This window comes from Enterobacter huaxiensis, from assembly GCF_003594935.2.
In the GTDB taxonomy this organism is placed as follows: Bacteria; Pseudomonadota; Gammaproteobacteria; order Enterobacterales; family Enterobacteriaceae; genus Enterobacter; species Enterobacter huaxiensis.
Window position 1 is genome coordinate 1,977,299 of the sequence record NZ_CP043342.1, and the last position, 24,891, is coordinate 2,002,189.

Here is a 24,891-nt window from a genome sequence, read left to right on the forward strand (position 1 = left end):
CTCACCTGCTAGTCCAGTTCGTTATCGAGATCGTTTTTACCAGCTGCCTGCGCTGGAGCACCCGCGACGCGGTTATATTTCGGGCTCAGCTGGATGTAGAGAACTGCCATTACCGCGCCAATCACACCCAGCGCAACCAGGTTGAACTCAGTGAAAGCAGCGGTAACGAAGCCGAGGTAGAAGAACGGCATCAGGTAGCCTGCACGCATCATGTTGATGACCATTGCATAACCTACCACCACGATCATACCGCCCGCGATGTTCAGACCGCCGGTAACCACTTCTGGAATGGCGTTCAGCATGCTCTGTACTTCACTGGTACCGACAGAGATAGCAACGATAACCGCCGGGATTGCGATACGCATCGCCTGAAGGAACAGGGACGATACGTGTATCCAAGACAGGGCCGTGAGGTTGCCGTTTTCGGCCGCCTTATCTGCCGCGTGCTGGAAGGCAACGGTGATGGTACGAACGATGATGGTCAGTACCTGGCCTGCGGCTGCCAGTGGAATAGCAAGGGCAATACCGGCGCCGATGCTTTGGTGACCCGCAATAACCAGAACGGTCGAAATAATGGACGCCAGCGCGGCATCAGGCGCAACGGCCGCACCGATGTTCATCCAGCCAAGGGCGATCATTTCCAAAGTACCACCGATGATGATACCGGTTTTCATATCACCGAGAACGGCACCGATCAACGTACAGGCCACCAGAGGGCGGTGGAACTGAAATTCATCAAGTACGGATTCCATACCCGCAATACATGCGACGACGAACACCAGCACAATCTGAAGAGTGGTAATCTCCATTGTACTTCTCCTATTACATAAGCTTTATGTGAAAAACCGGCGCGGACTTATTTCCCCACCTTGCCGATCAAATCCATCATTTTCAGTCTCTGATCCGTGGAAACCTTACGGGCTTCCAGCTCAATACCGCGCGCATTCAGCTTGTTGAATGCCTCGATATCTTTCGCATCGACTGAAATCGCATTGTTGACCTGCGTCTTGCCCTGACGGAAAGCCATCCCGCCGATGTTAACGGAGGTGATTTTCACGCCGCCCTCAACAATGCGCTCGACGTCTGTCGGGTTTGTGAACAGGAGCATCACGCGCTCACCCGCATATTTCGGGTTGTTATAAACGCGGATCATCTTGGCGACGTCCACCACGTGCGCGGTCACGCCCGGCGGTGCCACCTGAGTCAGAAGGGTACTGCGCACCTTGTCGGCGGCGACGTCGTCGCTGACCACGATAATGCGCTTAACGTTGGTCTCTTTGGTCCAGCGTGTTGCCACCTGGCCGTGGATCAGACGGTCATCAATACGCGCGAGGCCAATAACCATGTAATCATTTGGCCCCATTGGTTTCGCTGGCGCGGCGGCTTTTGGCGCGGCAGCGGCCGGTGCAGGCTTCTCAACCGGCTGTGCTTTCAGCGCTTTCACGCCTTCGCGACCGGTTTCGACCGCCAGCGCGACCAGCTCATCGAAACCTGGGTTGTCGTCGCGCGCCATGAAGGTTTCCACCAGCATCGGGATATTTACCCCTGCGACAACTTCGTAATGCTCTTTATCGACGACAATGCGGCTGGCAGCATTGAACGGACTGCCACCCCACGTATCAACGAGAAACAGCACGCCTTTGCTGGTATCCAGCTTCTCAAGCTGAGCGTTGTATTTTTCTATCAGCGTCTCGGCATTTTCACCGGGAACGAAATCGATCCAGCCGACGTTTTCCTGCTCGCCCAACAGCATCTCTGCCGTTTTGAGTAACTGCTCTGCAGCCCAACCATGTGTGCCTATGACAATAGCAATGGTCACTTGCTACCTCCTTTTATTATCATTTATACGCCTGCCAGGCAGTCGTACTGAGAATCGTATTGGCGTACCGAATCGATTCAGATAAGGGTTAGAGTTCAATAAACTAAGACTTCCGCGATTTATTTTAGATAGTGAAAAAATAATTTATGTGATGAAGATCCGTAATTTAGCTACGCATTGCAGAATTTTCTGTAATGTAAAACACATGTGTTACAGAAGTTTGCAAAGGAACGTAAATCTTTGCTAAAAACCTGTTGTCTCTGATATGTTTAGCCTCCGTTTAATCGATCAGGAGTATAGGGCTACAGCCCACTATATGGACCGTCACCGACGTCAGTCATCTACAAGGCCATTTCGCGCCACTTTCACCGGCTATCCACGCCACGCATCGACTCTGTCATCCTTTGATTTGCCCAATTTGCTTGCGGCACCGTTTCGTCATTCCTTTAGCAGGAGCTTGTCATGGAATTCTTAATGGACCCGTCAATCTGGGTAGGATTGCTCACGCTGGTCGTACTTGAGATCGTTCTCGGTATTGATAACCTGGTGTTTATCGCCATCCTTGCGGATAAGCTGCCGCCAAAACAACGTGATAAAGCACGTTTGATTGGCCTCTCGCTGGCGCTGATTATGCGACTCGGGCTGCTCTCCGTTATCTCGTGGATGGTCACGCTGACCAAGCCGCTGTTCTCCGTTATGGACTACACCTTCTCCGGGCGTGATTTAATCATGCTTATCGGGGGTATATTCCTGCTCTTCAAAGCGACAACGGAGCTACACGAACGGCTTGAGAACCGTCAGCACGATGATGGTCACGGTAAGGGCTACGCCAGCTTCTGGGTTGTTGTCCTGCAGATTGTAGTGCTTGATGCGGTCTTCTCGCTGGATGCGGTCATTACTGCTGTAGGTATGGTGAACCACCTGCCGGTGATGATGGCGGCTGTTGTCATTGCCATGGCGGTCATGCTGCTGGCCTCGAAACCGCTGACGCGTTTCGTAAACCAACATCCGACGGTCGTTGTGCTGTGTCTGAGCTTCCTGTTGATGATTGGTCTGAGCCTGGTTGCAGAAGGCTTTGGCTTCCATATTCCGAAAGGCTACCTGTACGCCGCGATTGGCTTCTCGATTCTGATCGAGCTGTTCAACCAGATTGCGCGTCGTAACTTTATCAAGCAGCAGTCGAATCAGCCGCTGCGCGCCCGTACCGCAGATGCTATTTTGCGTCTGATGGGCGGCCGCCGTCAGGTTAACGTGCAGTCGGATAGCGAAAATCGTAACCCGGTTCCGGTGCCTGAAGGCGCGTTCGTTGAAGAAGAGCGCTACATGATTAACGGCGTGCTCTCGCTGGCCTCCCGCTCCCTGCGCGGAATTATGACCCCGCGCGGTGAAATCAGCTGGGTGGATGCCAACCTGAGCGTCGATGAAATTCGTCAGCAGCTGCTCTCTTCGCCACACAGCCTGTTCCCGGTATGTCGCGGCGAGCTGGATGAGATCATCGGCGTGGTGCGCGCGAAAGAGATGCTGGTGGCGCTGGAAGAGGGCGTCAACGTTGAAGCCATCGCCGCCGCTTCGCCTGCTATCGTGGTACCGGAAACGCTGGATGCTATCAACCTGCTTGGCGTCTTGCGCCGCGCACGCGGAAGCTTCGTTATCGTCACCAACGAGTTTGGCGTGGTGCAAGGCCTTGTGACGCCGCTGGACGTGCTGGAAGCGATCGCCGGTGAGTTCCCGGATGCGGATGAAACCCCGGAAATCGTTGCCGACGGTGACGGATGGCTGGTGAAGGGGGCGACCGATTTGCATGCGCTTTCCCATACGCTGGGGCTGGAAAACGTCATTAACGATGAAGAAGACATTGCCACCGTTGCCGGTCTGGTGATTTCGGTCAACGGTCAAATCCCGCGCGTCGGGGACGTTATCGAACTGCCGCCGCTGCACATTACGATTGTTGAAGCCAACGACTATCGCGTGGACATGGTGCGTATTGTTAAAGAGCAATCAGTGCACGACGAAGATGAGTAAATCGTCTTAACGCAGCGGCATTAAGGGCACAATGTGTCCGTTGTGATGCGCTGGCGGGGGAGAGCTCCCCGCCAGCCATACTGGAAAGTCCCGCAGCGGCATGGGCCGCGCAAAGAAAAATCCCTGCAGTATGGACACGCCGTGTCGGCGCAAATACAGTGACTGCTCCTCTGTTTCAACCCCTTCCGCAACCAGTTCGATATTCAGCCGCTGACCCAGCGCGATAATGATATCCGTCACCGTTGAGTTAACCGCATCCGTACCAATGGCGGTGGTGAAGGATTTATCGATTTTCAGCACGTCCGGGTGGAGCTTCTCGAGCCATGAAAGCGAGCTGTTTCCGGTGCCAAAGTCGTCAATGGCGAGCTTAACCCCTTTGCGGTGCAGCTCGCGAACAACCCGGTAATCCACGTCCAGCAGGGCATCACGCTCTGTCAGTTCAACGATCAGCTGCTGTACAGGGCTGGCGCTAAACCACGCGCGATTAAGATCCTGTATCAGTGTGGCGCGACGGAAGTGGCTGGCGGCAACGTTGATACCGATGTGAAAGCTGGAGCTAGCGGGAAAATAGCCTATCTGGCGTACGGTTTCGCTGATGACATAGCGGGTGAGCGGGACGATCAGGTTATGTTCCTCCGCCAGCGGAATAAACACGTCTGGCGAAATCCAGCCCTGGCGAGGATTATTCCAGCGCAGCAGGATCTCGACGCCGACGCAGTCCTGGGAGCGGGCGTTCATCAGCGGCTGACAAAAAAGCTCAAACTCACCTGCCGCGAGCCCCATGTTGATTTCCCACGTAAAGCTCATTCGCCGGGCGGTCGCAAGCCAGGCAATATAGCCCAGCAGTAAGCTCAGCATCAGTGCCAGCGGCAGCTGCGTGGGCAAATTCTTTAACGCCATCCTGCCGGGGCCGGGCCCGCTCACCGTAATGCTGAAAGGGTAATGCGTTGAGGCCTGGTGAAGACGTGAATCGCCGTCATCGAAGGTCATGATATCCGTCACCTGTTGGCCGTATCGCAGGAAATTATCCCCCACGGTCAGTACGACATCGGCGATCAGCGGCCGCTGCGGCTCAAGAATCATTTTGGTGATGAGGTCGATATTGACGATCTCCATCACCCCATCCTCGCCGTCTGGCGATACGGGATACCACTGGATGAGGATTGGGCTGCCTTTAAGCAGAGAGTGATCGGTGGACAAGAGCAGCTTAGGTTCTGCGGCGGGGAGATGTGGCTGTAAATTTTTGACTGGAACATCGCGGCTGCCGAAGATGCTCGAACAGAAAAGGATACCGTCTTTGACCAGAGCAATGGAGCGGACGGTTTGCAGGATCGCCGCCTGCTTACGCAGCAGGAGATGGGATTGTTGGCAGGGTTGTCCGACGAGCGGCTGCAGAACGTCAAGGCGATTTTCCAGCGAAAGGAGAATCTTATCAAGCGAACGTACGGTGTGGTTAGTAAAGTCGAGGATCCTTTCCTGATTTAAATTACGTTGTGAAATAAAGCGAATACCCAACGTCAGGACGAGCGTGACGAGCGCAACCGTCACACAGACGATAACGCGTTTTCGGCGATAGTCTTTGATGATCGTTTGTGCATTTTGCATGAACGGTCGCTCGGTAAGCTACCGGCCCCAAAAGCCGGACGCAACAGAGAAAGTGTAGTGGGGAATGCGTAATGAGACGAGACGTGAGGGGAAAATCGCCCATCCGTTGCAGATGGGCGAAAAGAAGTATTAGTCGCACTGCACCTTAATGGCCAGGCCGCCGCGCGAGGTTTCACGGTACTTCGCGTTCATGTCCTTGCCGGTTTCGTACATGGTCTCGATAACCTTATCCAGCGAGACGCGAGGTTCGCTGGTACGACGCATGGCCATACGAGAGGCGTTGATCGCTTTCACGGAGGCAATCGCGTTACGCTCAATGCACGGCACCTGCACCTGGCCCGCAACCGGGTCGCAGGTAAGGCCGAGGTTATGCTCCATGCCAATTTCCGCGGCCACGCACACCTGCTCAGGGCTTGCACCCAGCAGTTCCGCCAGGCCAGCCGCCGCCATCGAACAGGCCACGCCCACTTCACCCTGACAGCCTACTTCTGCGCCGGAGATGGAGGCGTTCATTTTATACAGCGCACCGATCGCACCCGCGGCCAGGAAGTAACGAATATAAATATCCGGCGTTACAGGCTCGATAAAGTGGTCATAATAGGCCAGAACGGCAGGAACAATCCCGCATGCGCCGTTGGTTGGTGCCGTAACGACGCGCCCACCGGCTGCGTTTTCTTCATTCACGGCCAGCGCGAACATGTTCACCCAGTCGACCACGTTCATCGGGTCGTTGGAGAACTTATCCGTTGTCACCAGCATACGGCGCAGCGCGGAGGCACGACGCGGAACGCGCAGTGGGCCAGGCAGCACGCCTTCGGTGTTCATTCCGCGATCGATACAGGCCTGCATGGTTTGCCATACGTTCGCAAAATAGTCTTCAATCTCTTTTTTACTGTGCAGCGCCAGTTCGTTCTGCATCACCATGCCGGACAGCGACAGGCCGGTCTCCTTGCAATAGGCCAGCATCTCAGAGGCGAACTTGAAGGGATACGGCACGCTGACATCACCGACGCTCTCTTTGCCAAAATGCTCTTCGTCAACGATAAAACCGCCGCCGATGGAGTAGTAGGTTTTGCTGTAAATCTCTTTTTCGCCGTTCCAGGCGTGGATGGTCATGCCGTTTTCATGCAGCGGCAGGTTGTCACTGCGAAAACGCATGCCGTCATCCTGCGGGAAATCCACTTCGCGCTGGCCGTTAGCCAGCAGCAGGCGACCGCGCGTTTCCACGTCACGGATGAATGCCGGAATGGCATCAATATCAACAGTGTCCGGCATGTTTCCTGCCAGACCCATAATTATGGCGATATCGGTGTGGTGGCCTTTACCCGTTAATGACAGCGAGCCGTAGACGTCCACGGCAACACGGGTAACGCTTTCCAGTAATCCTTTTTCGACCAGATCATCGACGAACTGTTTACCGGCCTTCATCGGCCCTACAGTGTGGGAAGAAGAAGGACCAATCCCCACTTTGAACATGTCGAATATACTAATCACTTTTACACTCCTGACAGGGTTACCGGGGTTCCAGTAACGATGTTATAACTGCGCATAGTGTAAGAGGGAACACCCACCGCGGCTTAACTATTCACATGAATTAAACTAATGGTTAACGATGGTTTTGCTAATAGCGCGACAGCGATCGCAAACCTGATTAAAAAGCGCGGAATGTAAAGTATAGTCAAGGTTTCAGGCCGATTTGCAGCGCCAGCTCACGAATGATGCCAGCAGTCATGCCCCAGACAAAATAATGCTGATACCACGACAGCCAGACCCGATGATCGTGTCCGCGCCGGTGAATATCCAACGGGTGATAACGGCTCAGGCGCAGCGCCTCTTCCAGCGGCATTTCAAACACCGCTGAGACTTCGTCAACGCTGGCGTGATAATGAAGGTTTGGCGGAATGATCCCCACCACCGGCGTCACCTGAAAACCGGTAACGCTGTCGACCGGAGGGAGTACGCCAACGATCTCAACGGACTCAGGCGGAATGGCCACCTCTTCATGCGCTTCGCGCAGTGCGGCTGCAATCAGCGAGGCGTCGGTACTGTCCACCGCGCCGCCCGGAAAGGCGACCTGACCCGCGTGTTTACGCATATGCGGCGAGCGCTGCGTGAGCAGCAGGCCCGGCTGTTCGCGGCGCACCACCGGGATCAGCACTGCCGCCTGGCGCTGATTCAACGCCTCACGGTTGACCTGGGGGCGCAGTAGCTGAAAGCGCGACAGAAAATTATCCAGCGTCAGGTTCTCTTTCTCCACCCGTTATGTCTCCAGCTGTTGAAGGATACGGTTTACTTTATCAAAAGTTTCCTGATATTCCGCGTCAACCTGACTGTCGGCAACAATGCCGCCGCCTGCGGAGCAGTACAGGCTGCCGTTACAGGCCGTCAGGGTGCGGATGGTGATGCTGGTATCCATGGTGCCGCACAGGCTCACGTAGCCGATGCTCCCGCACCAGGCGTTACGGCGGTGCGGCTCCAGCTCATCGATGATCTCCATCGCCCGTACTTTTGGCGCGCCCGTAATGGACCCGCCCGGGAACGCGGCGCGCAGCAGATCGCAGGCGGTGCGCGATGCCGGAAGGCGTGCGGTAATGGTGCTCACCAGATGGTGAACGGCCGGGAAGGGTTCCACCACGAACAGTTCGGGAACGCGCACGCTTCCTGGCTCAGCAACGCGGCCAATATCATTACGCATCAAATCGACAATCATCAGGTTCTCGGCGCGATCTTTCGGTGATGCAGCCAGCTTTTCGGCCTGCTGACGGTCAGCAAGCGGATCCGCCAGGCGCGGCAGCGTGCCTTTTATGGGGCGTGTCTGAATGGTGCGGTCAGCAAGATGGATAAAACGCTCCGGTGACAGGCTCAGAATGGCACCCTGCTGCAGGCGCAAAAACGCGCTAAACGGGGCACGGTTGCTGGCGTTGAGGCGAGTGAATGCCTGCCATTCATCTCCCTGATAGGTTGCCTGGAAACGCTGGGCGAGATTGACCTGGTAACAATCGCCGCTTTGCAGATAGGCCTGAACGCGGGAGAACTTTTCGGCATACGCCTGCGCCGTCATGTTCGAACGCCAGCCGGAGTTCAGCTTGAAATCTTTCGCCGATACAGGCTGCTGCGCGTGCAGCCAGTCCAGACGCGCATTAACGTCCCCATGGCTAAGCAGGGAAACGACCTGCTTGTGGTGGTCAACGATGATAGCCCAGTCGTACAGCCCCACCGCCATATCGGGCAGCGGGATATCCGCTTTCGCCAGGGTCGGCAGGGTTTCGAAACGGCGACCGAGATCGTAACCAAACAGGCCCAGCGCGCCACCCTGAAAAGGCAGATCCGGATCCGGCGTCGCCGTTAAGCCCAGCGCGTCAATCGCTTGCTGAAGCAGCATCAGCGGATCGTCCGCTAAGGCCAGGCCGTCAGTCGTCAGGGTTTGTACCGGATCGGCCACCAGAATATCAAAGCGGCTGTAGGGATGGTCAGCGTGGCCCGAGTGCAGAAGCATCGCAAAAGGCAGGTGGCTCAGGCGAGCAAACCAGAACTCCGCGGCGTCAGTACGCCAGGGCAAGGTAATAACAGTGGGGAAGCGCATGTTCATGTGTGGCATACTACCGGGAGCGTGAAATAATTAGCGCGAATAATTTAGCAGGAGTTGACGATGTTTGCAGGTTTACCTTCTCTTAGCCACGAGCAGCAGCAAAAAGCGGTAGAGCGGATCCAGGAGCTGATGAGCCAGGGGATGAGCAGCGGAGAAGCGATCACCGTTGTCGCTCAGGAAATTCGCGCCAGCCATACCGGGGAGCGGATTGTGGCGCGATTCGAAGATGAAGATGAAGAGGAATAAGCGGACTTAGACCGCCGCGATAATCTTAATCTCGACCTTGTATTCCGGTTTCATCAGCGTGGCCTGTACGGTACAGCGTACAGGCGCGTGTCCCGCAACGACCCACGCATCCCAGGCTTTGTTCATCGCCGCAAAATCTTCTTTATTGGCCAGGAAAATCGTCGCATCCAGAATGCGGGATTTATCGCTGCCTTGCTTGACGAGTACCGCGTCAATCTGCGCCAGGGTGTTTGCGGTTTGCTCGAAAGCGTCTGCATCCAGGTTTTCCGGCACGCCGGTGTAGTAGAGCGTCTGGTTGTGGATCACTACGTCAGACCAGCGGGCTTCGGCATCAATGCGCACAATTGTCATAAACCTTTCCTCGTTATTTTTTATCTCAGGCGGCAAGACTGCCATATTGTGCTGCCGTCGTCACTATTTGGGGTGGCACAGGACGTGATGGACTGACATAATCCCTGTGCAAAAATACAGTGAGAGAGCACAGTGGCAGACGATTTTTCCCCTGAAGGTCAATTAGCAAAGGCGATCCCCGGCTTTAAGCCGCGTGAGCCTCAGCGACAGATGGCGCACGCCGTTGCCCGCGCCATCGACAAGGCTCAGCCGCTGGTGGTTGAGGCCGGAACCGGCACGGGTAAAACCTATGCTTACCTGGCCCCGGCGCTGCGTGCAAAGAAGAAGGTGATCATCTCGACCGGGTCGAAAGCGCTGCAGGACCAGCTCTACAGCCGTGATTTACCCACGGTGGCGAAGGCGCTGAAATACAAGGGCCGTCTGGCGCTACTGAAGGGGCGCTCTAACTATCTCTGCCTTGAGCGTCTTGAGCAGCAGGCGCTGGCGGGCGGCGACCTGCCGGTGCAAACCCTGAGCGACGTCATTATCCTTCGGTCATGGGCGAACCAGACCGTAGAGGGTGATATCAGTACCTGTGCGAGCGTGGCGGAAGACTCGCCCGCCTGGCCGCTGGTCACCAGCACCAACGACAACTGCCTCGGCAGCGACTGCCCGCTGTATAAAGACTGTTTTGTGGTGAAAGCGCGTAAAACCGCCATGGATGCGGACGTGGTGGTAGTGAACCACCATCTTTTCCTCGCCGACATGGTGGTTAAAGACAGCGGCTTTGGTGAACTCATCCCCGAAGCTGACGTGATGATCTTCGATGAAGCGCACCAGCTCCCGGATATTGCCAGCCAGTATTTCGGCCAGTCGCTTTCCAGCCGCCAGCTGCAGGATCTGGCGAAAGATTTCACCATTGCCTATCGCACCGAACTCAAAGATACCCAGCAGCTGCAGAAGTGCGCTGACCGTCTGGCGCAAAGCGCGCAGGATTTTCGCCTGCAGCTCGGCGAGCCGGGCTATCGCGGCAACCTGCGCGAGCTGCTGGCGGACAAAAATATCCAGCGCGCGCTGCTGCTTCTCGATGATGCGCTCGAGCTTTGTTACGACGTGGCGAAGCTGTCGCTCGGACGCTCCGCGCTGCTGGATGCCGCCTTCGAGCGCGCCACGCTCTATCGCGGGCGCCTCAAGCGGCTGAAAGAAATTAACCAGCCGGGCTTCAGCTACTGGTATGAATGCACCTCGCGCCACTTCACGCTGGCCCTGACGCCGCTGACGGTGGCGGATAAATTTAAAGAGGTGATGGCGCAAAAGCCGGGCAGCTGGGTTTTCACCTCCGCCACGCTGTCGGTGAATGACGATCTGCACCACTTTACCGAACGTCTGGGCATTGAGCAGGCGGAGTCGCTGCTTCTGCCAAGCCCGTTTGATTATGAAAAGCAGGCGCTCCTCTGCGTTCCGCGCAACCTGCCGTTGCCGAATCAGCCCGGCGCGGCCCGCCATCTGGCGGCGATGCTAAAACCGATGATCGAGGCCAACAATGGCCGCTGCTTTATGCTCTGCACCTCGCACGCCATGATGCGCGACCTGGCCGAACAGTTCCGCGCCACCATGACGCTGCCGGTACTGCTGCAGGGGGAAACGAGCAAGGGCCAGCTGCTACAGCAGTTTGTCACCGCCGGAAATGCCCTGTTAGTCGCAACCAGCAGCTTCTGGGAAGGCGTAGACGTGCGGGGGGATGCGCTCTCCCTGGTGATCATCGATAAACTGCCGTTCACCTCGCCTGAAGATCCGCTGCTGAAGGCGCGGATGGAAGACTGCCGTCTGCGCGGCGGCGATCCGTTCGACGAGGTCCAGCTGCCGGATGCGGTCATTACCCTTAAGCAAGGGGTAGGGCGCTTGATCCGTGACGTCACCGATCGCGGCGTGCTGGTGATCTGCGACAACAGGCTGGTCATGCGCCCCTACGGCGCCACCTTCCTGGCAAGCCTGCCGCCCGCCCCGCGCACGCGGGACATTAAACGCGCGGTGCGTTTCCTGGCGAACCCAACGGCGGAGTAATTTGCCCCGGAGTGTGCTAAGATGCGCGCCATTTTGTGACTGACCATTGCGAGAGCGCGACGACTGATGCGAATTCTGGCTATTGATACCGCTACAGAGGCCTGTTCCGTAGCCCTGTGGAACGACGGTGCTATCTCTGCTCATTTCGAAGAGTGCCCACGGGAACACACCCAGCGTATTCTGCCCCTGGTGAAATCTATCCTGACCGAGGGCGGCACCGCCTTAACCGACCTTTACGCGCTGGCCTATGGCCGCGGCCCCGGCAGCTTTACCGGCGTCCGTATCGGGATCGGCATTGCGCAGGGGCTGGCCCTCGGCGCAGCGCTGCCGATGATCGGCGTCTCTACGCTGGCGACCATGGCGCAGGGTGCCTGGCGCATGACCGGGGCGACCCGCGTGCTGGCGGCTATCGATGCGCGCATGGGAGAAGTTTACTGGGCGGAATATACCCGTGATGAAAACGGCGTCTGGCACGGCGAAGAGACCGAAGCCGTGCTCAAGCCCGAAGCGGTCACCGAACGCCTGAAGCAGCTTTCGGGCGAGTGGGCGACGGTAGGCACAGGCTGGCCGGCGTGGCCGGATATGGCGAACGACACGGGCGTCACGCTGACAGACGGCAACATGCTTTTGCCCGCTGCGGAAGATATGCTCCCGATAGCGTGTCAGCTGCTTGCGGCGGGAAAAACCGTGGTGGTTGAACAGGCTGAGCCAGTTTATTTGCGAAACACGGTTGCCTGGAAGAAACTTCCGGGCCGCGAGTGAATCTCAGTAACAGGAACTGAGAAAAAGGAGTCGCATCATGGCGGTTCAGACTAAAGTTGTACGCCTTTTATTGGCAGGCGCCGTTGCCATAGCACTGAGCGGGTGCGTTACCGTTCCTGATGCGATTCAGGGCAGCAGCCCTACGCCACAGCAGGATCTGGTGCGCGTAATGAATGCGCCTGAGCTGTACGTGGGTCAGGAAGCGCGCTTTGGCGGTAAGGTACTCGATGTACAAAACCAGCAGGGGAAAACCCGCCTGGAGATTGCGACAGTGCCGCTGGACAGCGGCGCGCGTCCCGTACTGGGTGAAGCCTCCCGTGGGCGCATTTATGCGGACGTGAGCGGTTTCCTTGACCCGGTCGATTTCCGCGGGCAGCTGGTGACCGTCGTCGGACCCATTACCGGAACGGTGCCGGGCAAAATTGGCAATACGCCGTATAAATTTATGACCATGCAGGTGAACGGCTACAAGCGCTGGCGGATAGCACAGCAGATTGTGATGCCACCGCAGCCTATCGATCCGTGGATGTGGGGCCCTCATCCCTATCGTTCCGGCTATCCCGGCTGGGGCTGGTATAACCCAGGTCCTGCACAGGTTCAAACAATCGTAACTGAGTAACTTACTGTTATTGTTAGGAAAGAGACAGCGGCTCAGCCGCTGTCTCTGTTTTTTTACGGATAGAACGAAAAAAAAGAGTGACGCGCTTCGCAACCTGTAATCTGAACAATTAATAAACTGGTACGCTGAGTTAATATAATGTTAACAAACTGTTTATTATCGGGGCTGTGATGACGACGAACACTCATTTCAGAGGTGATGCATTGAAGAAGGTTTGGCTCAACCGTTATCCCGCAGATGTGCCTGCGGAGATCAATCCTGACCGTTATCAATCCCTGGTTGAATTATTTGAACACTCGGTTCGGCGCTATGCTGACCAGCCCGCATTCGTGAACATGGGTGAGGTCATGACCTTCCGTAAGCTGGAAGAGCGCAGCCGGGCGTTTGCTGCTTATCTACAGGAAGGGCTGGGGCTGCAAAAAGGGGACCGCGTCGCGCTGATGATGCCGAACCTGCTGCAATACCCGGTCGCGCTGTTTGGCATCCTGCGAGCGGGCATGATCGTTGTCAACGTTAACCCGCTTTATACGCCGCGTGAGCTTGAGCACCAGCTCAACGACAGCGGGGCGGCCGCCATTGTCATCGTTTCGAACTTTGCCCACACGCTGGAAAAAGTCGTCGACAAAACCCAGGTTAAGCACGTTATCCTGACGCGCATGGGCGACCAGCTCTCCACGGCCAAAGGCACGCTGGTGAACTTCGTCGTGAAATACGTTAAGCGTCTGGTGCCTAAGTATCACCTGCCGGATGCCATTTCCTTTCGCCGCGCGCTGCATGCGGGATACCGTATGCAGTACGTCAAACCGGAAGTGGTATCAGAGGATCTGGCGTTCCTGCAGTACACCGGCGGGACGACGGGCGTCGCCAAAGGCGCCATGCTTACCCACCGCAACATGCTCGCCAACCTTGAGCAGGTAAACGCGACGTACGGCCCGCTGCTGCATCCGGGAAAAGAGGTGGTGATTACCGCGCTTCCGCTGTATCACATTTTCGCGCTGACCATGAACTGCCTGCTGTTTATCGAGCTTGGCGGCCAGAACATCCTGATCACCAACCCGCGTGATATCCCGGGTCTGGTCAAAGAGCTGGCAAAATACCCGTTCACTGCCATGACGGGGGTGAATACCCTGTTTAATGCGCTGCTCAACAACAAAGAGTTCCAGCAGCTTGATTTTTCCTCGCTGCATCTCTCCGCGGGCGGCGGCATGCCCGTTCAGCAGGCGGTAGCCGAGCGTTGGGTTAAGCTGACCGGCCAGTATCTGCTCGAGGGCTACGGCCTGACGGAGTGTGCTCCGCTGGTCAGCGTTAACCCGCATGACATCGACTACCACAGCGGCAGCATCGGCCTCCCGGTGCCGTCAACGGAGGCGAAGCTGGTCGATGATGACGATAACGAGGTCGCGCCGGGTGAGCCTGGCGAGCTGTGCGTCAAAGGGCCGCAGGTGATGCTCGGCTACTGGCAGCGTCCGGATGCAACCGACGAGATTATCAAAGACGGCTGGCTGCACACCGGTGATATCGCCGTGATGGATGACGAAGGCTTCCTGCGCATCGTTGACCGCAAGAAGGACATGATTCTGGTGTCCGGCTTTAACGTCTATCCGAATGAAATCGAGGACGTGGTCATGCAGCACAGCGGCGTGCTCGAAGTCGCGGCGGTGGGCGTGCCGTCCGGCAGCAGCGGTGAAGCGGTGAAGATTTTTGTGGTCAAGAAAGAGCCTTCGCTGAACGAGGAGGAGCTGATAACCTTCTGTCGCCGTCAGCTGACGGGCTATAAGGTGCCGAAGCTGGTGGAATTCCGCGATGAACTGCCAAAATCCAACGTCGGAAAGATATTACGACGAGAATTACGTGACGAAGCCCGTGCCAAAGTAGACAATAAGGCCTGAGCTTCACGTTAATCGCCCAGACGCCGGTTAAGCCGGCGTTTTTTATGGGCGCAAACAAAAGAGAATATGATTTGAATTACCAGATGATCACTACCAACGACGAGCTGGCTTCGCTGTGCGAGGTGACGCGTGAGTATCCCGCCATCGCCCTGGATACGGAATTTGTCCGTACCCGGACGTACTACCCGCAGCTGGGTCTGATTCAGATGTATGACGGCAAACATGTCTCGCTGATCGATCCCCTCGGCATCACCGACTGGTCTCCGATGCGCGACCTGCTGCTGGATACTGCCGTAACGAAATACCTGCACGCGGGCAGTGAAGATTTGGAAGTGTTCCTCAATACCTTTGGCATTATGCCGCAGCCGCTGATTGATACCCAGATCCTCGCCGCGTTCAGCGGACGCCCGCTCTCCTGGGGCTTTGCCGCCATGGTGGAGGAGTACACGGGCCTGGCGCTGGACAAAAGCGAATCTCGCACCGACTGGCTGGCCCGTCCGCTGACCGAGCGTCAGCTCGACTATGCGGCCGCCGACGTCTTCTATCTGCTGCCGATTGCCGGACAGCTGATGAAAGAGGCAGAAGCGTCCGGCTGGCTGTCCGCCGCGCTGGACGAGTGCCGTATGACGCAGCAGCGCCGTCAGGAAGTGGTCGATCCGAAAGACGCCTGGCGCGATATCACCAATGCCTGGCAGCTGCGCACCCGCCAGCTGGCCTGCCTGCAGCTGCTGGCCGACTGGCGGCTGCGTAAAGCCCGCGAGCGCGACCTGGCGGTGAATTTTGTGGTGCGAGAAGAGCATCTGTGGGCCGTCGCGCGTTACATGCCGGGCAGCATGGGCGAGCTGGACAGCATCGGTCTCTCGGGTAGCGAAATCCGCTTCCACGGCAAAACGCTGCTCGCACTGGTGGCAAAAGCGCAGCAAACGGCCGACGAAGACCTGCCGGAACCGCTGCTGAACCTGATGGATATGCCGGGCTATCGCAAGGCATTCAAGGACATCAAAGCGCTGGTGCAGGAGGTGGCGGCTGAAAGTAAGCTGAGCGCGGAGCTACTGGCGTCACGTCGTCAGATTAATCAGCTGCTGAACTGGCACTGGAAACTGAAGCCACAGAATGGGTTACCGGAGATGGTGGCGGGGTGGCGCGGCGATCTGATGGCCGATCGTCTGAATACGCTGCTGGAAGGGTATCCGCGATAAAAAATATGCCGGGCGATATACCCGGCATATTCCCCCGGTGGCGCTGCGCTTACCGGGGCTACGAAATCACAAACCTACGGACGCGACTCTTCCGCCTCTGGCAGCGTGACGTTCAGCTCCAGAATCGAAATATCCCCGTCTTTTTGCTCCAGCTGTACTGTGACCATTTCCGGGTCAATCTGCACGTACTTACAGATCACTTCCAGAATGTCTTTGCGCAGCTGCGGCAGATAGTGCGGCTCGGCGTCGCTACGACGACGCTCCGCGACAATGATTTGCAGACGTTCTTTTGCGATGTTGGCGGTGCTTTTTTTCCGCGAGAGAAAAAAGTCCAGTAATGCCATAACTTATCCTCCGAACAGGCGTTTGAGGAAACCTTTCTTCTCTTCTTCAATGAAGCGGAAAGGACGTTCTTCTCCCAGCAGACGGTCAACGGTATCGGCGTAAGCTTTACCTGCATCTGCCATCGTATCCAGAATAACCGGCTCACCCTGGTTAGAGGCGCGTAACACGGACTGATCTTCCGGGATAACGCCAACCAGTTTGATGCGCAGGATCTCCAGCACGTCTTCCATGCTCAGCATGTCACCTTTGTTCACGCGGCCCGGGTTGTAGCGGGTCAGCAGCAGGTGCTCTTTAATCGGTTCCTGACCATTTTCCGCACGGCGGGATTTGGATGCCAGGATACCCAGAATACGGTCCGAGTCACGAACGGATGAGACTTCAGGGTTGGTGGTGATAATGGCTTCATCAGCGAAGTAGAGCGCCATCAGTGCCCCGGTTTCGATCCCGGCAGGGGAGTCGCAGACGACGAAGTCGAACTCCATCTTTTTCAGATCGTCGAGGACCTTTTCCACGCCTTCACGGGTCAGGGCATCTTTATCACGGGTCTGAGAGGCCGGGAGAATGTAGAGATTCTCGGTGCGCTTGTCTTTAATCAGCGCCTGATTCAGCGTGGCGTCGCCCTGAATGACGTTCACGAAGTCATACACAACGCGACGTTCACAACCCATAATCAGGTCCAGGTTACGCAGGCCGATATCGAAATCAATAACGACGGTTTTCTTTCCCTTCTGGGCCAAACCAGTAGCGATGGCCGCGCTGGAGGTGGTCTTGCCAACGCCTCCTTTACCCGAAGTCACAACAATAATGCGTGCCATAGAAATTCCTTGTTAAAAAGGGATCAATTCAACGGTTGAACAGTCAAAGCGTCGTCTGCCAGTCGCAGGCGTGCCGCTTTGCCATAAAATTCGGCTGGGATCTTGTCGCTCAGCCAATATTCCCCTGCGATGGACACCAGTTCCGCCGTCAGGTGAGAACAAAAAATTTGTGCATCCCTGTCGCCACTTGCCCCAGCAAGCGCGCGCCCACGCATCATACCGTAGACGTGAATATTACCGTCCGCAATCAGTTCCGCACCCGCGCTGACGTGGTTTGTAACAATCAGATCACAGTTTGGCGCATAAATACGCTGACCGGAACGAACCGGCACGTCAATCAATCGCGTTTTTGTGACAGGTATAACGTTTTGCGCCGGAGGCGGGGGCGTTTGAGCGGCCGCAGGCGCCTGACGCGGGGCTTTTTCTTTGCCCTCAGTCAGAATCGGCAGGCCTGCCCGATCGATTTCTGCTTTCAATTCAGCATCTTTACAGCCGCTGATACCCACAATGCGCAGCCCGGTAGAAGAGACGGCTTTCTGAAGAAGTTTCCAGTTTACCGGTGCTTCCAGGCCGCTGACGTTGACGACAACAGGGGCATGTTTCAGAAAGGCGGGTGCCTGCGCGATTTTGTCTTCTAACGCCTGACGAATAACCTCGGGTTTTGCATCATGCAAATGAACCACTGATAAGGTGAAGCTACTGCCTTTAAGCTCGATGGGCGTGTTTGACATCCTGGCCTTACTCAATTTGCTATTAACCGCAACAAGTCGATGCGATATTCCGAAGAGTATCAGGCATGTTATAGTCAGGAGTATATTGAGGCAAGCAACCACCCATTAATTCAGAGTAAAAACATGTTTTGTGTGATCTACAGAAGTACAAGCCGTGACCAGACCTATCTTTATGTCGAAAAGAAAGACGATTTTTCCCGCGTACCCGAAGAATTAATGAAAAACTTTGGTCGTCCTCAGCTGGCGATGCTGCTGCCGCTGGACGGGCGTAAAAAACTGGTGGGTGCCGATCTGGAAAAAGTGAAAAAGGCATTAACCGATCAGGGCTATTATTTACAGCTTCCACCACCACCCGAGAATTTATTAAAACAGCATCTTGAGGTGAACGGAAAGAAATAATCCGGACAAGTCCGGGAACAACACATCAACCGTTTAGGGGTCGACCATGTATCAACATCATAACTGGCAAGGTGCATTACTGGATTATCCCGTCAGCAAAGTGGTCTGCGTAGGCAGCAACTATGCAAAACACATTCAGGAAATGGGCAGCGCGACGCCAGAAGAGCCGGTGCTGTTCATTAAGCCGGAAACCGCACTTTGCGATATTCGCCAGCCGCTGGCGCTGCCGCAAGGGCTGGGCTCGGTTCATCACGAAGTTGAGCTTGCGGTCTTGATTGGCGCCACGCTGCGCCAGGCCTCTGAAGAGCATGTGCAAAAGGCGATTGCCGGCTATGGCGTTGCGCTGGATCTTACCCTGCGTGATGTTCAGGGTAAGATGAAGAAAGCGGGGCAGCCGTGGGAAAAAGCCAAGGGCTTTGACAATTCATGCCCGATTTCCGGTTTCGTTCCTGTTGCCGAATTTACCGGCGATCCGCAGAACACGACGCTTAGCCTCACCGTAAACGGCGAGATCCGCCAGCAGGGCTCAACGGCGGATATGATCCACAAAATCGTTCCGCTTATTGCCTACATGAGCCGCTTTTTCACCCTTAAACCGGGCGATGTGATCCTCACCGGTACGCCTGAAGGCGTTGGCCCGCTCAGCGGCGGAGATGAGCTGGACGTCAGTTTTAACGGCCTGTCGCTGAAAACTCGCGTGCTGTAAAATCATTTTGCCGCCCTTAATGGGCGGCAAAACTTGCATCATCGTGCCAGACTCGTTATAAGGTGCGCTTTCTTTTGACGTGTGGACATCCTGATGAACGACATCCCTTTCTGGCAAAGCAAAACGCTCGACGAAATGACCGACGTGGAGTGGGAGTCGTTGTGCGACGGCTGTGGACAGTGCTGTCTGCACAAGCTGATGGATGAAGATTCCGACGAAATCTATTTCACCAACGTCGCCTGCAAGCAGCTGAACATCAAAACCTGCCAGTGCCGCAACTACGAACGCCGCTTCGAGTATGAGCCGGACTGCATCAAACTCACCCGCGAAAACCTGCCGACGTTTGAATGGCTGCCGCACACCTGCGCGTATCGCCTGCTGGCTGAAGGGAAGGATTTGCCGAAATGGCACCCGCTGTTGACCGGCTCAAAAGCCGCGATGCACGGCGAGCGGATTTCCGTGCGCCATATTGCGGTGAAAGAGTCAGAGGTGCGGGACTGGGAAGATCATATTATGAATCATCCCAACCGTTGATAATAAAAAACCCGCCGAGGCGGGTTGTTTATTGTGTTTGTGCGGCCTGATGCCCTCACCCCAACCCTCTCCCACGGGAGAGGGCGGAAACACTAAAAACGGCAACCGAGGTTGCCGTTTTGTTTTTACCTTCCGAACAAATCGCGCTTCTTCGGCTTAAACGGCTGGGCAATCAGCACCAGCAGCGCCACAGCGAAGTAGGCCACAAAAATGCCGACCAGCCACTGCGGCATCTCCAGCGTCAGGAATTCCCACTGGCGAACGGAGCAGTCGCCGGAGGCGACAAACACCTGCGGCAGCCATTTGTCCAGCGGCAGCCAGCTCGGGAAGCGGGCGGCGAAATCGCAGGTCATAAACGGTGACGGATGCAGCTGCATCATGGTGTGCTGCCAGGACAACTCAATACCTTTCCACGCGCTGTACAGCCAGATGGCGATCCCCACGTAGCGAAGCGGCGACTTAGGGGCAATCGCACCGACCAGGCCCGCGCCCATAATGCCGAACAGCGCACAACGTTCATAGATACACAGTACGCAGGGTTTCAGCCCCATCACGTGCTGGAACCACAGCGCGACCATTTCCAGCGCGAAGGCGGTCAGGGCCATTAACAACCACGCTCCGCGACCGCGGGAGCACTGGTTCAAAAATCTCAACATAATCATTTCCCTGGAACATGCTTAGAAAGCGCAGTGTAAACGAATTCGTTTTATGCGCCACCGGAACCTGACGAAATAAAACGTAATCGGATGTTTATCACGCGAAAAGGCAAACGAGCAGCGAACTGCCCGAGAGACCTGTTTTATTGCGCCGCAAGTATACCTGCTTGTATTAACCATTGCGTATAAGGAATGAGGGTAAATTTGACGCACAGCAAGCCCACGATTGTCAGCACCAGCGTATAGGGCAGCGCCATCCACACCATTTTTCCATAAGAAAGCCGTATGAGCGGCGCGAGGGCAGAGGTGAGCAGGAACAGGAAGGCGGCCTGACCGTTTGGCGTTGCCACCGAAGGCAGGTTGGTCCCGGTGTTGATTGCGACCGCCAGCAGCTCAAACTGGCCCGCGCTTACGGCACCGTGCTCCATGGCCGCTTTAGCCTCATTGATATACACCGTACCGACAAAAACGTTATCTGAAATAGACGACAGCAGGCCGTTAAACAGATAAAAGAGCGTCAGCTGCGCGTCGGCGTCTGCCTGCAGCACGAAGGCAATAATCGGCGAGAACAGCTGCTGGTCGATGATAACCGCCACGACTGCGAAAAATACCGCCAGCAGGGCAGTAAACGGCAGGGCCTCGGTAAAGGCTTTGCCGATAGCATGTTCATCCGTCACGCCGGTAAAGGTGGTGGCCAGAATAATAACGGAGAGGCCAATTAAACCCACTTCAGCAAGATGGAACGCCAGCGCAGCGATAAGCCAGACGCCAATAATTCCCTGTGCGATAAGACGCAGCGTATCTTGCCGGGTGCGCTGGCTTCGGCTCTGCTGGTCGAATTTATGCAGCTCCTGACGCACGGGATTGGGCAGCAGTGCGCCGTAGCCAAACACCCTGAATTTCTCTACCAGAAGACAGGTGATTAACCCGCAAATCAGCACCGGCACGCTCACCGGTGCCATGCGCAGGAAGAACTCGCCGAAGTGCCAGCCCGCGGCTTTGGCGATGATCAGGTTTTGCGGTTCACCTACCATGGTCATGACGCCGCCGAGCGCCGTACCTACGCCTGCATGCATCATCAGGCTTCGCAAAAACGCGCGGAACTGCTCCAGCACCTCACGGTTGTGCGCGTCTACATGGCTGTCGTCCTGCAGGTCCTCCCCCGGACGCGAAGAGGCCACGCGGTGATAAATACCGTAGAACCCGACGGCAACGCTGATCACGACCGCAACAACCGTCAGCGCATCCAGGAATGCAGACAGGAACGCGGCTGCAACACAAAAAGCCAGCGACAGGATCGTTTTCGAGGGAATGCTCAGCAGCAGGCGGGTGAAGATAAACAGCAGGAGCTGTTTCATAAAGTAGATACCCGCCACCATGAACATCAGCAGCAAAAGCACCTCGAGGTTTGATGCCAGCTCTTCTTTGACATGTTCGGCGCTGGTCATGCCGATGGCCACCGCTTCAAACGCCAGCAGCCCTCCGGGCAGCAGCGGGTAGCACTTCAGCGCCATCGCCAGGGTAAAGATAAACTCAGCGACCAGCATCCACCCGGCGATAAAGGGGTTCACGAAAAACAGGATGGGATTAACGACCAGGAATACCAGAAGTGTCAGTTTGTACCAGTCAGGCGACTGGCCTAAAAAATTGCGCCACAGCGCGCGGCCAAATGAAATTTCCACGACAGACGTCCTTCCCCGTCAGATGAATCAAAACATCAGTATACGCAAAAAAGCCGCTCGAGAGGGGCACAACGCCATTTTGTAAATTTCATGAAAATGAAACGGCGATCCCTCTTTTCTCTCTTTGCTGCGCTACCTGCGTCTGCGAGCCTCTGGTATGATGAGTCCAATTTGCTAAAGCTGTGTAATGGAAATCTCACTATGGTCATTAAGGCGCAGAGCCCGGCGGGTTTCGCGGAAGAGTACATCATTGAAAGCATCTGGAATAATCGTTTCCCTGCAGGATCCATTCTTCCGGCTGAACGCGAACTCTCTGAACTGATTGGCGTCACCCGCACTACGTTACGCGAAGTGTTACAGCGTCTGGCTCGCGATGGCTGGTTGACGATTCAGCACGGCAAACCCACTAAAGTGAACAACTTCTGGGAAACGTCCGGGCTGAATATTCTTGAAACGCTCGCGCGTCTCGACCACGAAAGCGTGCCGCAGCTGATTGATAACCTGCTCTCCGTGCGCACCAACATCTCCACGATCTTTATCCGTACCGCGTTTCGTCAGCATCCTGAAGACGCGCTTGCGGTTCTGGCCAGCGCGAACGAAATCGAGGACCACGCCGATGCGTTTGCCACCCTCGATTACAACATCTTCCGTGGCCTGGCGTTTGCCTCCGGCAACCCGATTTATGGCCTGATCCTGAACGGCATGAAAGGGCTGTACACCCGCATTGGTCGCCACTACTTCGCTAACCCGGAAGCCCGCAGCCTCGCGCTGGGCTTCTACCACAAGCTGAGCAAGCTCTGCACCGAAGGCCTGCACGACCAGGTCTATGAAACCGTGCGCCGCTACGGCCACGATTCCGGCGAAATCTGGCACCGCATGCAGAAAAATCTGCCGGGCGATTTAGCCATACAGGGCCGCTAAAAGAAAAAACCTCTCGTACGAGAGGTTTTTTTTCGCCCGGTGGCGCTTCGTTTACCGGGCCTGCAAAACCCGTAGGCCGGGTAAGGCGTAGCCGCCAACCGGCAAAAAAACTACAGCGTATTCATTCGCGGCGGGGTGCGTTCCAGCAGCTCTACGCTGCCATCCTCATTCTGCTGCTCCAGCAATACGTCAAACCCCCACAGGCGATGCACATGCTTCAGCACTTCCTTGCGCCCCTTGTCCAGCGGCGCGCGGTTATGCGGGACGTAGCGCAAGGTCAGGGAGCGGTCGCCGCGTAAATCCACGTTCCAGACCTGAATATTAGGCTCAAGATTGCTCAGGTTGTACTGAGAAGAGAGGCGAGAGCGGATCTCGCGGTATCCCTCTTCGTTGTGGATGGCGGATATCTCCAGGAAGTTATTCCGGTCATCGTCCAGCACGGTGAAGAAGCGAAAATCTCGCATGATTTTCGGCGACATAAACTGGCTGATAAAACTCTCGTCCTTAAAGTCGCGCATCGCAAAATGCAGCGTTTCCAGCCAGTCAGAGCCGGCAATATCCGGGAACCAGTATTTGTCCTCTTCCGTTGGCGACTGGCAGATGCGCTTAATGTCCTGGAACATGGCGAAGCCAAGGGCGTACGGGTTGATGCCGCTGTACCACGGGCTGTTATACGCCGGCTGGAATACCACGTTGGTATGGCTGTGCAAAAACTCCATCATAAACCGTTCGGTCACTTTTCCTTCGTCATACAGGTGGTTAAGAATGGTGTAGTGCCAGAACGTTGCCCAGCCTTCGTTCATCACCTGCGTCTGTTTTTGCGGATAAAAATACTGGCTTACCTTGCGCACGATGCGCAGGATCTCGCGCTGCCACGGCTCAAGCAGCGGCGCGTTCTTCTCCATAAAGTAGAGCAGGTTTTCCTGCGGCTCGGACGGATAGCGACGCGCTTCGGCAACCGTTTTCTCCTCCTCGCGCTTCGGCAGGGTACGCCACAGCATATTCACCTGGCTTTGCAGATACTCTTCACGGCTTTTCTGCCGGGCTTTCTCCTCCTGCAGGGAGATTTTCTGCGGGCGTTTGTAGCGGTCAACGCCGTAGTTCATCAGCGCGTGGCAGGAGTCGAGCAGCTTTTCCACTTCGTCCACGCCGTAGCGCTCTTCGCAGTCGGTAATGTATTTACGGGCGAAGATGAGGTAATCGACGATGGAGCTGGCGTCGGTCCAGCTGCGGAACAGGTAGTTATTCTTGAAAAAGGAGTTGTGGCCGTAGCAGGCGTGCGCCATCACCAGCGCCTGCATGGTAATGGTGTTCTCTTCCATCAGATAAGCAATACACGGGTTGGAGTTGATGACGATTTCATACGCCAGGCCCTGCTGTCCGTGCTTGTACAGGCGTTCCGTCTCAATGAATTTTTTACCAAACGACCAGTGCGGATAGTTAATGGGCATCCCGACGCTGGAGTAGGCGTCCATCATCTGTTCGGAGGTAATGACTTCAATCTGATGTGGATAGGTGTCCAGGCGATACAGTTTTGCTACCCGGTCGATCTCGGCCAGGTAGACATCCAGCAGCTCGAAGGTCCAGTCGGGTCCATCGCTCAGACGTGTGTTGTCCTTGGATATGGAATCAATTGTAGCCATTAGCGCGCCCTCGTTGTGGGTGCTCTCTCTGTCTGGAGAGCCTCCTTTCAAGCATAGATCAACGCGTTAAAAAGCGTGCTGGAGCAGAAATTTTTTCTTTGCGATTTCCCGTTTTTGAAACGGCAAAAAAAGCGGGCATCACAGAATTTTATACTGGCTAAAAATAACGCGCAGCAGGAGATCCCAAATTCATGCTATCCCCTGATACGGGGGGAGATGTGAGATAAGTCACCATAAAAAAGTCGTATGTTGAATAATATTTTCAACTAGGTTATCAATCTGTAATTAGAAGATTGTTCTTTTGCACATAATGGA

At 55.8% G+C, this 24,891-nt stretch carries 24 protein-coding genes; 11 read left to right on the forward strand and 13 right to left on the reverse strand.

Translation table 11 applies throughout. The features are described from left to right. Positions 1-8: 8 nt before the first annotated feature. Both D5067_RS09430 and manX read right to left on the reverse strand, forming a co-directional pair. Entirely contained in the window at positions 9-809 is an 801-nt protein-coding gene (locus D5067_RS09430) for a PTS mannose/fructose/sorbose transporter subunit IIC (RefSeq protein WP_119937263.1), read from the reverse strand. 47 nt (positions 810-856) lie between these two features. Next, a complete protein-coding gene (gene manX / locus D5067_RS09435) occupies positions 857-1,819 on the reverse strand; it encodes a PTS mannose transporter subunit IIAB (RefSeq protein ID WP_119937264.1) in 963 nt (320 codons plus the stop codon). 462 nt (positions 1,820-2,281) lie between these two features. Between manX and yoaE the strand changes: the two genes are divergently transcribed. Further along, the gene (gene yoaE, locus D5067_RS09440) at positions 2,282-3,841 is read left to right on the forward strand and encodes a CNNM family cation transport protein YoaE (RefSeq protein ID WP_119937265.1); all 1,560 of its coding nucleotides are present in this window, start codon (positions 2,282-2,284) and stop codon (positions 3,839-3,841) included. 6 nt (positions 3,842-3,847) lie between these two features. On the opposite strand, the gene pdeD is transcribed toward yoaE, so the two are convergent. From pdeD to pabB, 4 genes are all read right to left on the reverse strand, one after another. Continuing rightward, positions 3,848-5,446, reverse strand: coding sequence for a cyclic di-3',5'-guanosine monophosphate phosphodiesterase PdeD (gene pdeD / locus D5067_RS09445; protein WP_119937266.1), 1,599 nt, complete (start codon positions 5,444-5,446; stop codon positions 3,848-3,850). Between the two features lie 129 nt (positions 5,447-5,575). Continuing rightward, positions 5,576-6,940: an L-serine ammonia-lyase gene (sdaA, locus tag D5067_RS09450; protein WP_119937267.1), complete on the reverse strand. Its 1,365-nt coding sequence runs from the start codon at positions 6,938-6,940 to the stop codon at positions 5,576-5,578. 184 nt (positions 6,941-7,124) lie between these two features. Beyond that, a complete protein-coding gene (locus D5067_RS09455) occupies positions 7,125-7,703 on the reverse strand; it encodes a CoA pyrophosphatase (RefSeq protein ID WP_119937268.1) in 579 nt (192 codons plus the stop codon). A gap of 3 nt (positions 7,704-7,706) precedes the next feature. Further along, entirely contained in the window at positions 7,707-9,035 is a 1,329-nt protein-coding gene (gene pabB, locus D5067_RS09460; protein WP_119937269.1) for an aminodeoxychorismate synthase component 1, read from the reverse strand. 60 nt (positions 9,036-9,095) lie between these two features. Between pabB and D5067_RS09465 the strand changes: the two genes are divergently transcribed. After that, positions 9,096-9,281, forward strand: coding sequence for a YoaH family protein (locus D5067_RS09465; RefSeq protein WP_119937270.1), 186 nt, complete (start codon positions 9,096-9,098; stop codon positions 9,279-9,281). A gap of 6 nt (positions 9,282-9,287) precedes the next feature. Here D5067_RS09465 and D5067_RS09470 read toward each other — a convergent pair whose 3' ends face one another. Continuing rightward, complete coding sequence (locus D5067_RS09470; protein ID WP_119937271.1) at positions 9,288-9,632, reverse strand: RidA family protein; 345 nt, start codon at positions 9,630-9,632, stop codon at positions 9,288-9,290. 132 nt (positions 9,633-9,764) lie between these two features. Here D5067_RS09470 and yoaA point away from each other — a divergent pair, with 132 nt between their 5' ends. The 5 genes from yoaA (at position 9,765) to rnd (ending at position 16,144) form a co-directional block, all read left to right on the forward strand. Next, positions 9,765-11,675, forward strand: a complete 1,911-nt coding sequence (yoaA, locus tag D5067_RS09475) for a DNA repair helicase YoaA (RefSeq protein ID WP_119937272.1) — start codon at positions 9,765-9,767, stop codon at positions 11,673-11,675. 66 nt (positions 11,676-11,741) lie between these two features. Continuing rightward, positions 11,742-12,437: a tRNA (adenosine(37)-N6)-threonylcarbamoyltransferase complex dimerization subunit type 1 TsaB gene (gene tsaB / locus D5067_RS09480; RefSeq protein ID WP_119937273.1), complete on the forward strand. Its 696-nt coding sequence runs from the start codon at positions 11,742-11,744 to the stop codon at positions 12,435-12,437. A 37-nt stretch (positions 12,438-12,474) separates the two neighbouring features. Then, entirely contained in the window at positions 12,475-13,056 is a 582-nt protein-coding gene (locus D5067_RS09485) for a Slp family lipoprotein (RefSeq protein ID WP_119937274.1), read from the forward strand. A gap of 203 nt (positions 13,057-13,259) precedes the next feature. Further along, positions 13,260-14,945, forward strand: coding sequence for a long-chain-fatty-acid--CoA ligase FadD (fadD, locus tag D5067_RS09490; protein WP_125913490.1), 1,686 nt, complete (start codon positions 13,260-13,262; stop codon positions 14,943-14,945). 71 nt (positions 14,946-15,016) lie between these two features. Further along, positions 15,017-16,144 carry a ribonuclease D gene (gene rnd / locus D5067_RS09495; protein WP_119937340.1) on the forward strand — a complete coding sequence of 376 codons (1,128 nt, stop codon included), beginning with the start codon at positions 15,017-15,019 and terminating at the stop codon, positions 16,142-16,144. A gap of 74 nt (positions 16,145-16,218) precedes the next feature. On the opposite strand, the gene minE is transcribed toward rnd, so the two are convergent. Genes minE through minC form a run of 3 tightly spaced genes read right to left on the reverse strand, consistent with a single transcriptional unit; the run spans position 16,219 to position 18,035 of the window. Then, a complete protein-coding gene (minE, locus tag D5067_RS09500; protein WP_010432714.1) occupies positions 16,219-16,488 on the reverse strand; it encodes a cell division topological specificity factor MinE in 270 nt (89 codons plus the stop codon). 3 nt (positions 16,489-16,491) lie between these two features. Further along, on the reverse strand, positions 16,492-17,304 hold the full coding sequence (gene minD, locus D5067_RS09505) for a septum site-determining protein MinD (protein WP_089598218.1): 813 nt from the start codon (positions 17,302-17,304) through the stop codon (positions 16,492-16,494). Positions 17,305-17,327: 23 nt separating this feature from the next. Beyond that, positions 17,328-18,035 (reverse strand): septum site-determining protein MinC, encoded by a 708-nt coding sequence (minC, locus tag D5067_RS09510; protein WP_119937276.1) that lies wholly within the window; start codon positions 18,033-18,035, stop codon positions 17,328-17,330. A gap of 123 nt (positions 18,036-18,158) precedes the next feature. On the opposite strand from minC, the gene D5067_RS09515 reads away from it, so the two are divergent. The 3 genes from D5067_RS09515 (at position 18,159) to ycgN (ending at position 19,674) form a co-directional block, all read left to right on the forward strand. Beyond that, positions 18,159-18,434 carry a YcgL domain-containing protein gene (locus D5067_RS09515; protein WP_119937277.1) on the forward strand — a complete coding sequence of 92 codons (276 nt, stop codon included), beginning with the start codon at positions 18,159-18,161 and terminating at the stop codon, positions 18,432-18,434. A 46-nt stretch (positions 18,435-18,480) separates the two neighbouring features. Next, a complete protein-coding gene (locus D5067_RS09520) occupies positions 18,481-19,140 on the forward strand; it encodes a fumarylacetoacetate hydrolase family protein (protein ID WP_119937278.1) in 660 nt (219 codons plus the stop codon). Between the two features lie 93 nt (positions 19,141-19,233). Beyond that, on the forward strand, positions 19,234-19,674 hold the full coding sequence (gene ycgN / locus D5067_RS09525; RefSeq protein ID WP_119937341.1) for a cysteine cluster protein YcgN: 441 nt from the start codon (positions 19,234-19,236) through the stop codon (positions 19,672-19,674). 125 nt (positions 19,675-19,799) lie between these two features. Here the strand turns inward: ycgN and dsbB are convergent, their stop codons facing one another. Continuing rightward, on the reverse strand, positions 19,800-20,330 hold the full coding sequence (dsbB, locus tag D5067_RS09530; RefSeq protein ID WP_119937279.1) for a disulfide bond formation protein DsbB: 531 nt from the start codon (positions 20,328-20,330) through the stop codon (positions 19,800-19,802). Positions 20,331-20,473: 143 nt separating this feature from the next. Next, a complete protein-coding gene (nhaB, locus tag D5067_RS09535) occupies positions 20,474-22,012 on the reverse strand; it encodes a Na(+)/H(+) antiporter NhaB (protein WP_119937280.1) in 1,539 nt (512 codons plus the stop codon). 201 nt (positions 22,013-22,213) lie between these two features. On the opposite strand from nhaB, the gene fadR reads away from it, so the two are divergent. Continuing rightward, complete coding sequence (gene fadR / locus D5067_RS09540; RefSeq protein WP_119937281.1) at positions 22,214-22,933, forward strand: fatty acid metabolism transcriptional regulator FadR; 720 nt, start codon at positions 22,214-22,216, stop codon at positions 22,931-22,933. Positions 22,934-23,043: 110 nt separating this feature from the next. On the opposite strand, the gene D5067_RS09545 is transcribed toward fadR, so the two are convergent. After that, positions 23,044-24,576 (reverse strand): SpoVR family protein, encoded by a 1,533-nt coding sequence (locus D5067_RS09545; RefSeq protein ID WP_119937282.1) that lies wholly within the window; start codon positions 24,574-24,576, stop codon positions 23,044-23,046. Positions 24,577-24,891: the final 315 nt, after the last annotated feature.

What these genes read in the sequence shown, in the direction of transcription:
- D5067_RS09515 (WP_119937277.1), top strand. Translation starts at nt 18,159, where the DNA reads ATGTTTTGTGTGATCTACAGAAGTACAAGCCGTGACCAGACCTATCTT.
- D5067_RS09470 (WP_119937271.1), bottom strand. Translation starts at nt 9,632, where the DNA reads ATGACAATTGTGCGCATTGATGCCGAAGCCCGCTGGTCTGACGTAGTG.
- D5067_RS09520 (WP_119937278.1), top strand. Translation starts at nt 18,481, where the DNA reads ATGTATCAACATCATAACTGGCAAGGTGCATTACTGGATTATCCCGTC.
- ycgN (WP_119937341.1), top strand. Translation starts at nt 19,234, where the DNA reads ATGAACGACATCCCTTTCTGGCAAAGCAAAACGCTCGACGAAATGACC.
- D5067_RS09485 (WP_119937274.1), top strand. Translation starts at nt 12,475, where the DNA reads ATGGCGGTTCAGACTAAAGTTGTACGCCTTTTATTGGCAGGCGCCGTT.
- pdeD (WP_119937266.1), bottom strand. Translation starts at nt 5,446, where the DNA reads ATGCAAAATGCACAAACGATCATCAAAGACTATCGCCGAAAACGCGTT.
- minE (WP_010432714.1), bottom strand. Translation starts at nt 16,488, where the DNA reads ATGGCATTACTGGACTTTTTTCTCTCGCGGAAAAAAAGCACCGCCAAC.
- D5067_RS09465 (WP_119937270.1), top strand. Translation starts at nt 9,096, where the DNA reads ATGTTTGCAGGTTTACCTTCTCTTAGCCACGAGCAGCAGCAAAAAGCG.
- minC (WP_119937276.1), bottom strand. Translation starts at nt 18,035, where the DNA reads ATGTCAAACACGCCCATCGAGCTTAAAGGCAGTAGCTTCACCTTATCA.
- dsbB (WP_119937279.1), bottom strand. Translation starts at nt 20,330, where the DNA reads ATGTTGAGATTTTTGAACCAGTGCTCCCGCGGTCGCGGAGCGTGGTTG.
- tsaB (WP_119937273.1), top strand. Translation starts at nt 11,742, where the DNA reads ATGCGAATTCTGGCTATTGATACCGCTACAGAGGCCTGTTCCGTAGCC.
- minD (WP_089598218.1), bottom strand. Translation starts at nt 17,304, where the DNA reads ATGGCACGCATTATTGTTGTGACTTCGGGTAAAGGAGGCGTTGGCAAG.
- yoaE (WP_119937265.1), top strand. Translation starts at nt 2,282, where the DNA reads ATGGAATTCTTAATGGACCCGTCAATCTGGGTAGGATTGCTCACGCTG.
- D5067_RS09545 (WP_119937282.1), bottom strand. Translation starts at nt 24,576, where the DNA reads ATGGCTACAATTGATTCCATATCCAAGGACAACACACGTCTGAGCGAT.
- fadR (WP_119937281.1), top strand. Translation starts at nt 22,214, where the DNA reads ATGGTCATTAAGGCGCAGAGCCCGGCGGGTTTCGCGGAAGAGTACATC.
- pabB (WP_119937269.1), bottom strand. Translation starts at nt 9,035, where the DNA reads ATGAACATGCGCTTCCCCACTGTTATTACCTTGCCCTGGCGTACTGAC.
- D5067_RS09430 (WP_119937263.1), bottom strand. Translation starts at nt 809, where the DNA reads ATGGAGATTACCACTCTTCAGATTGTGCTGGTGTTCGTCGTCGCATGT.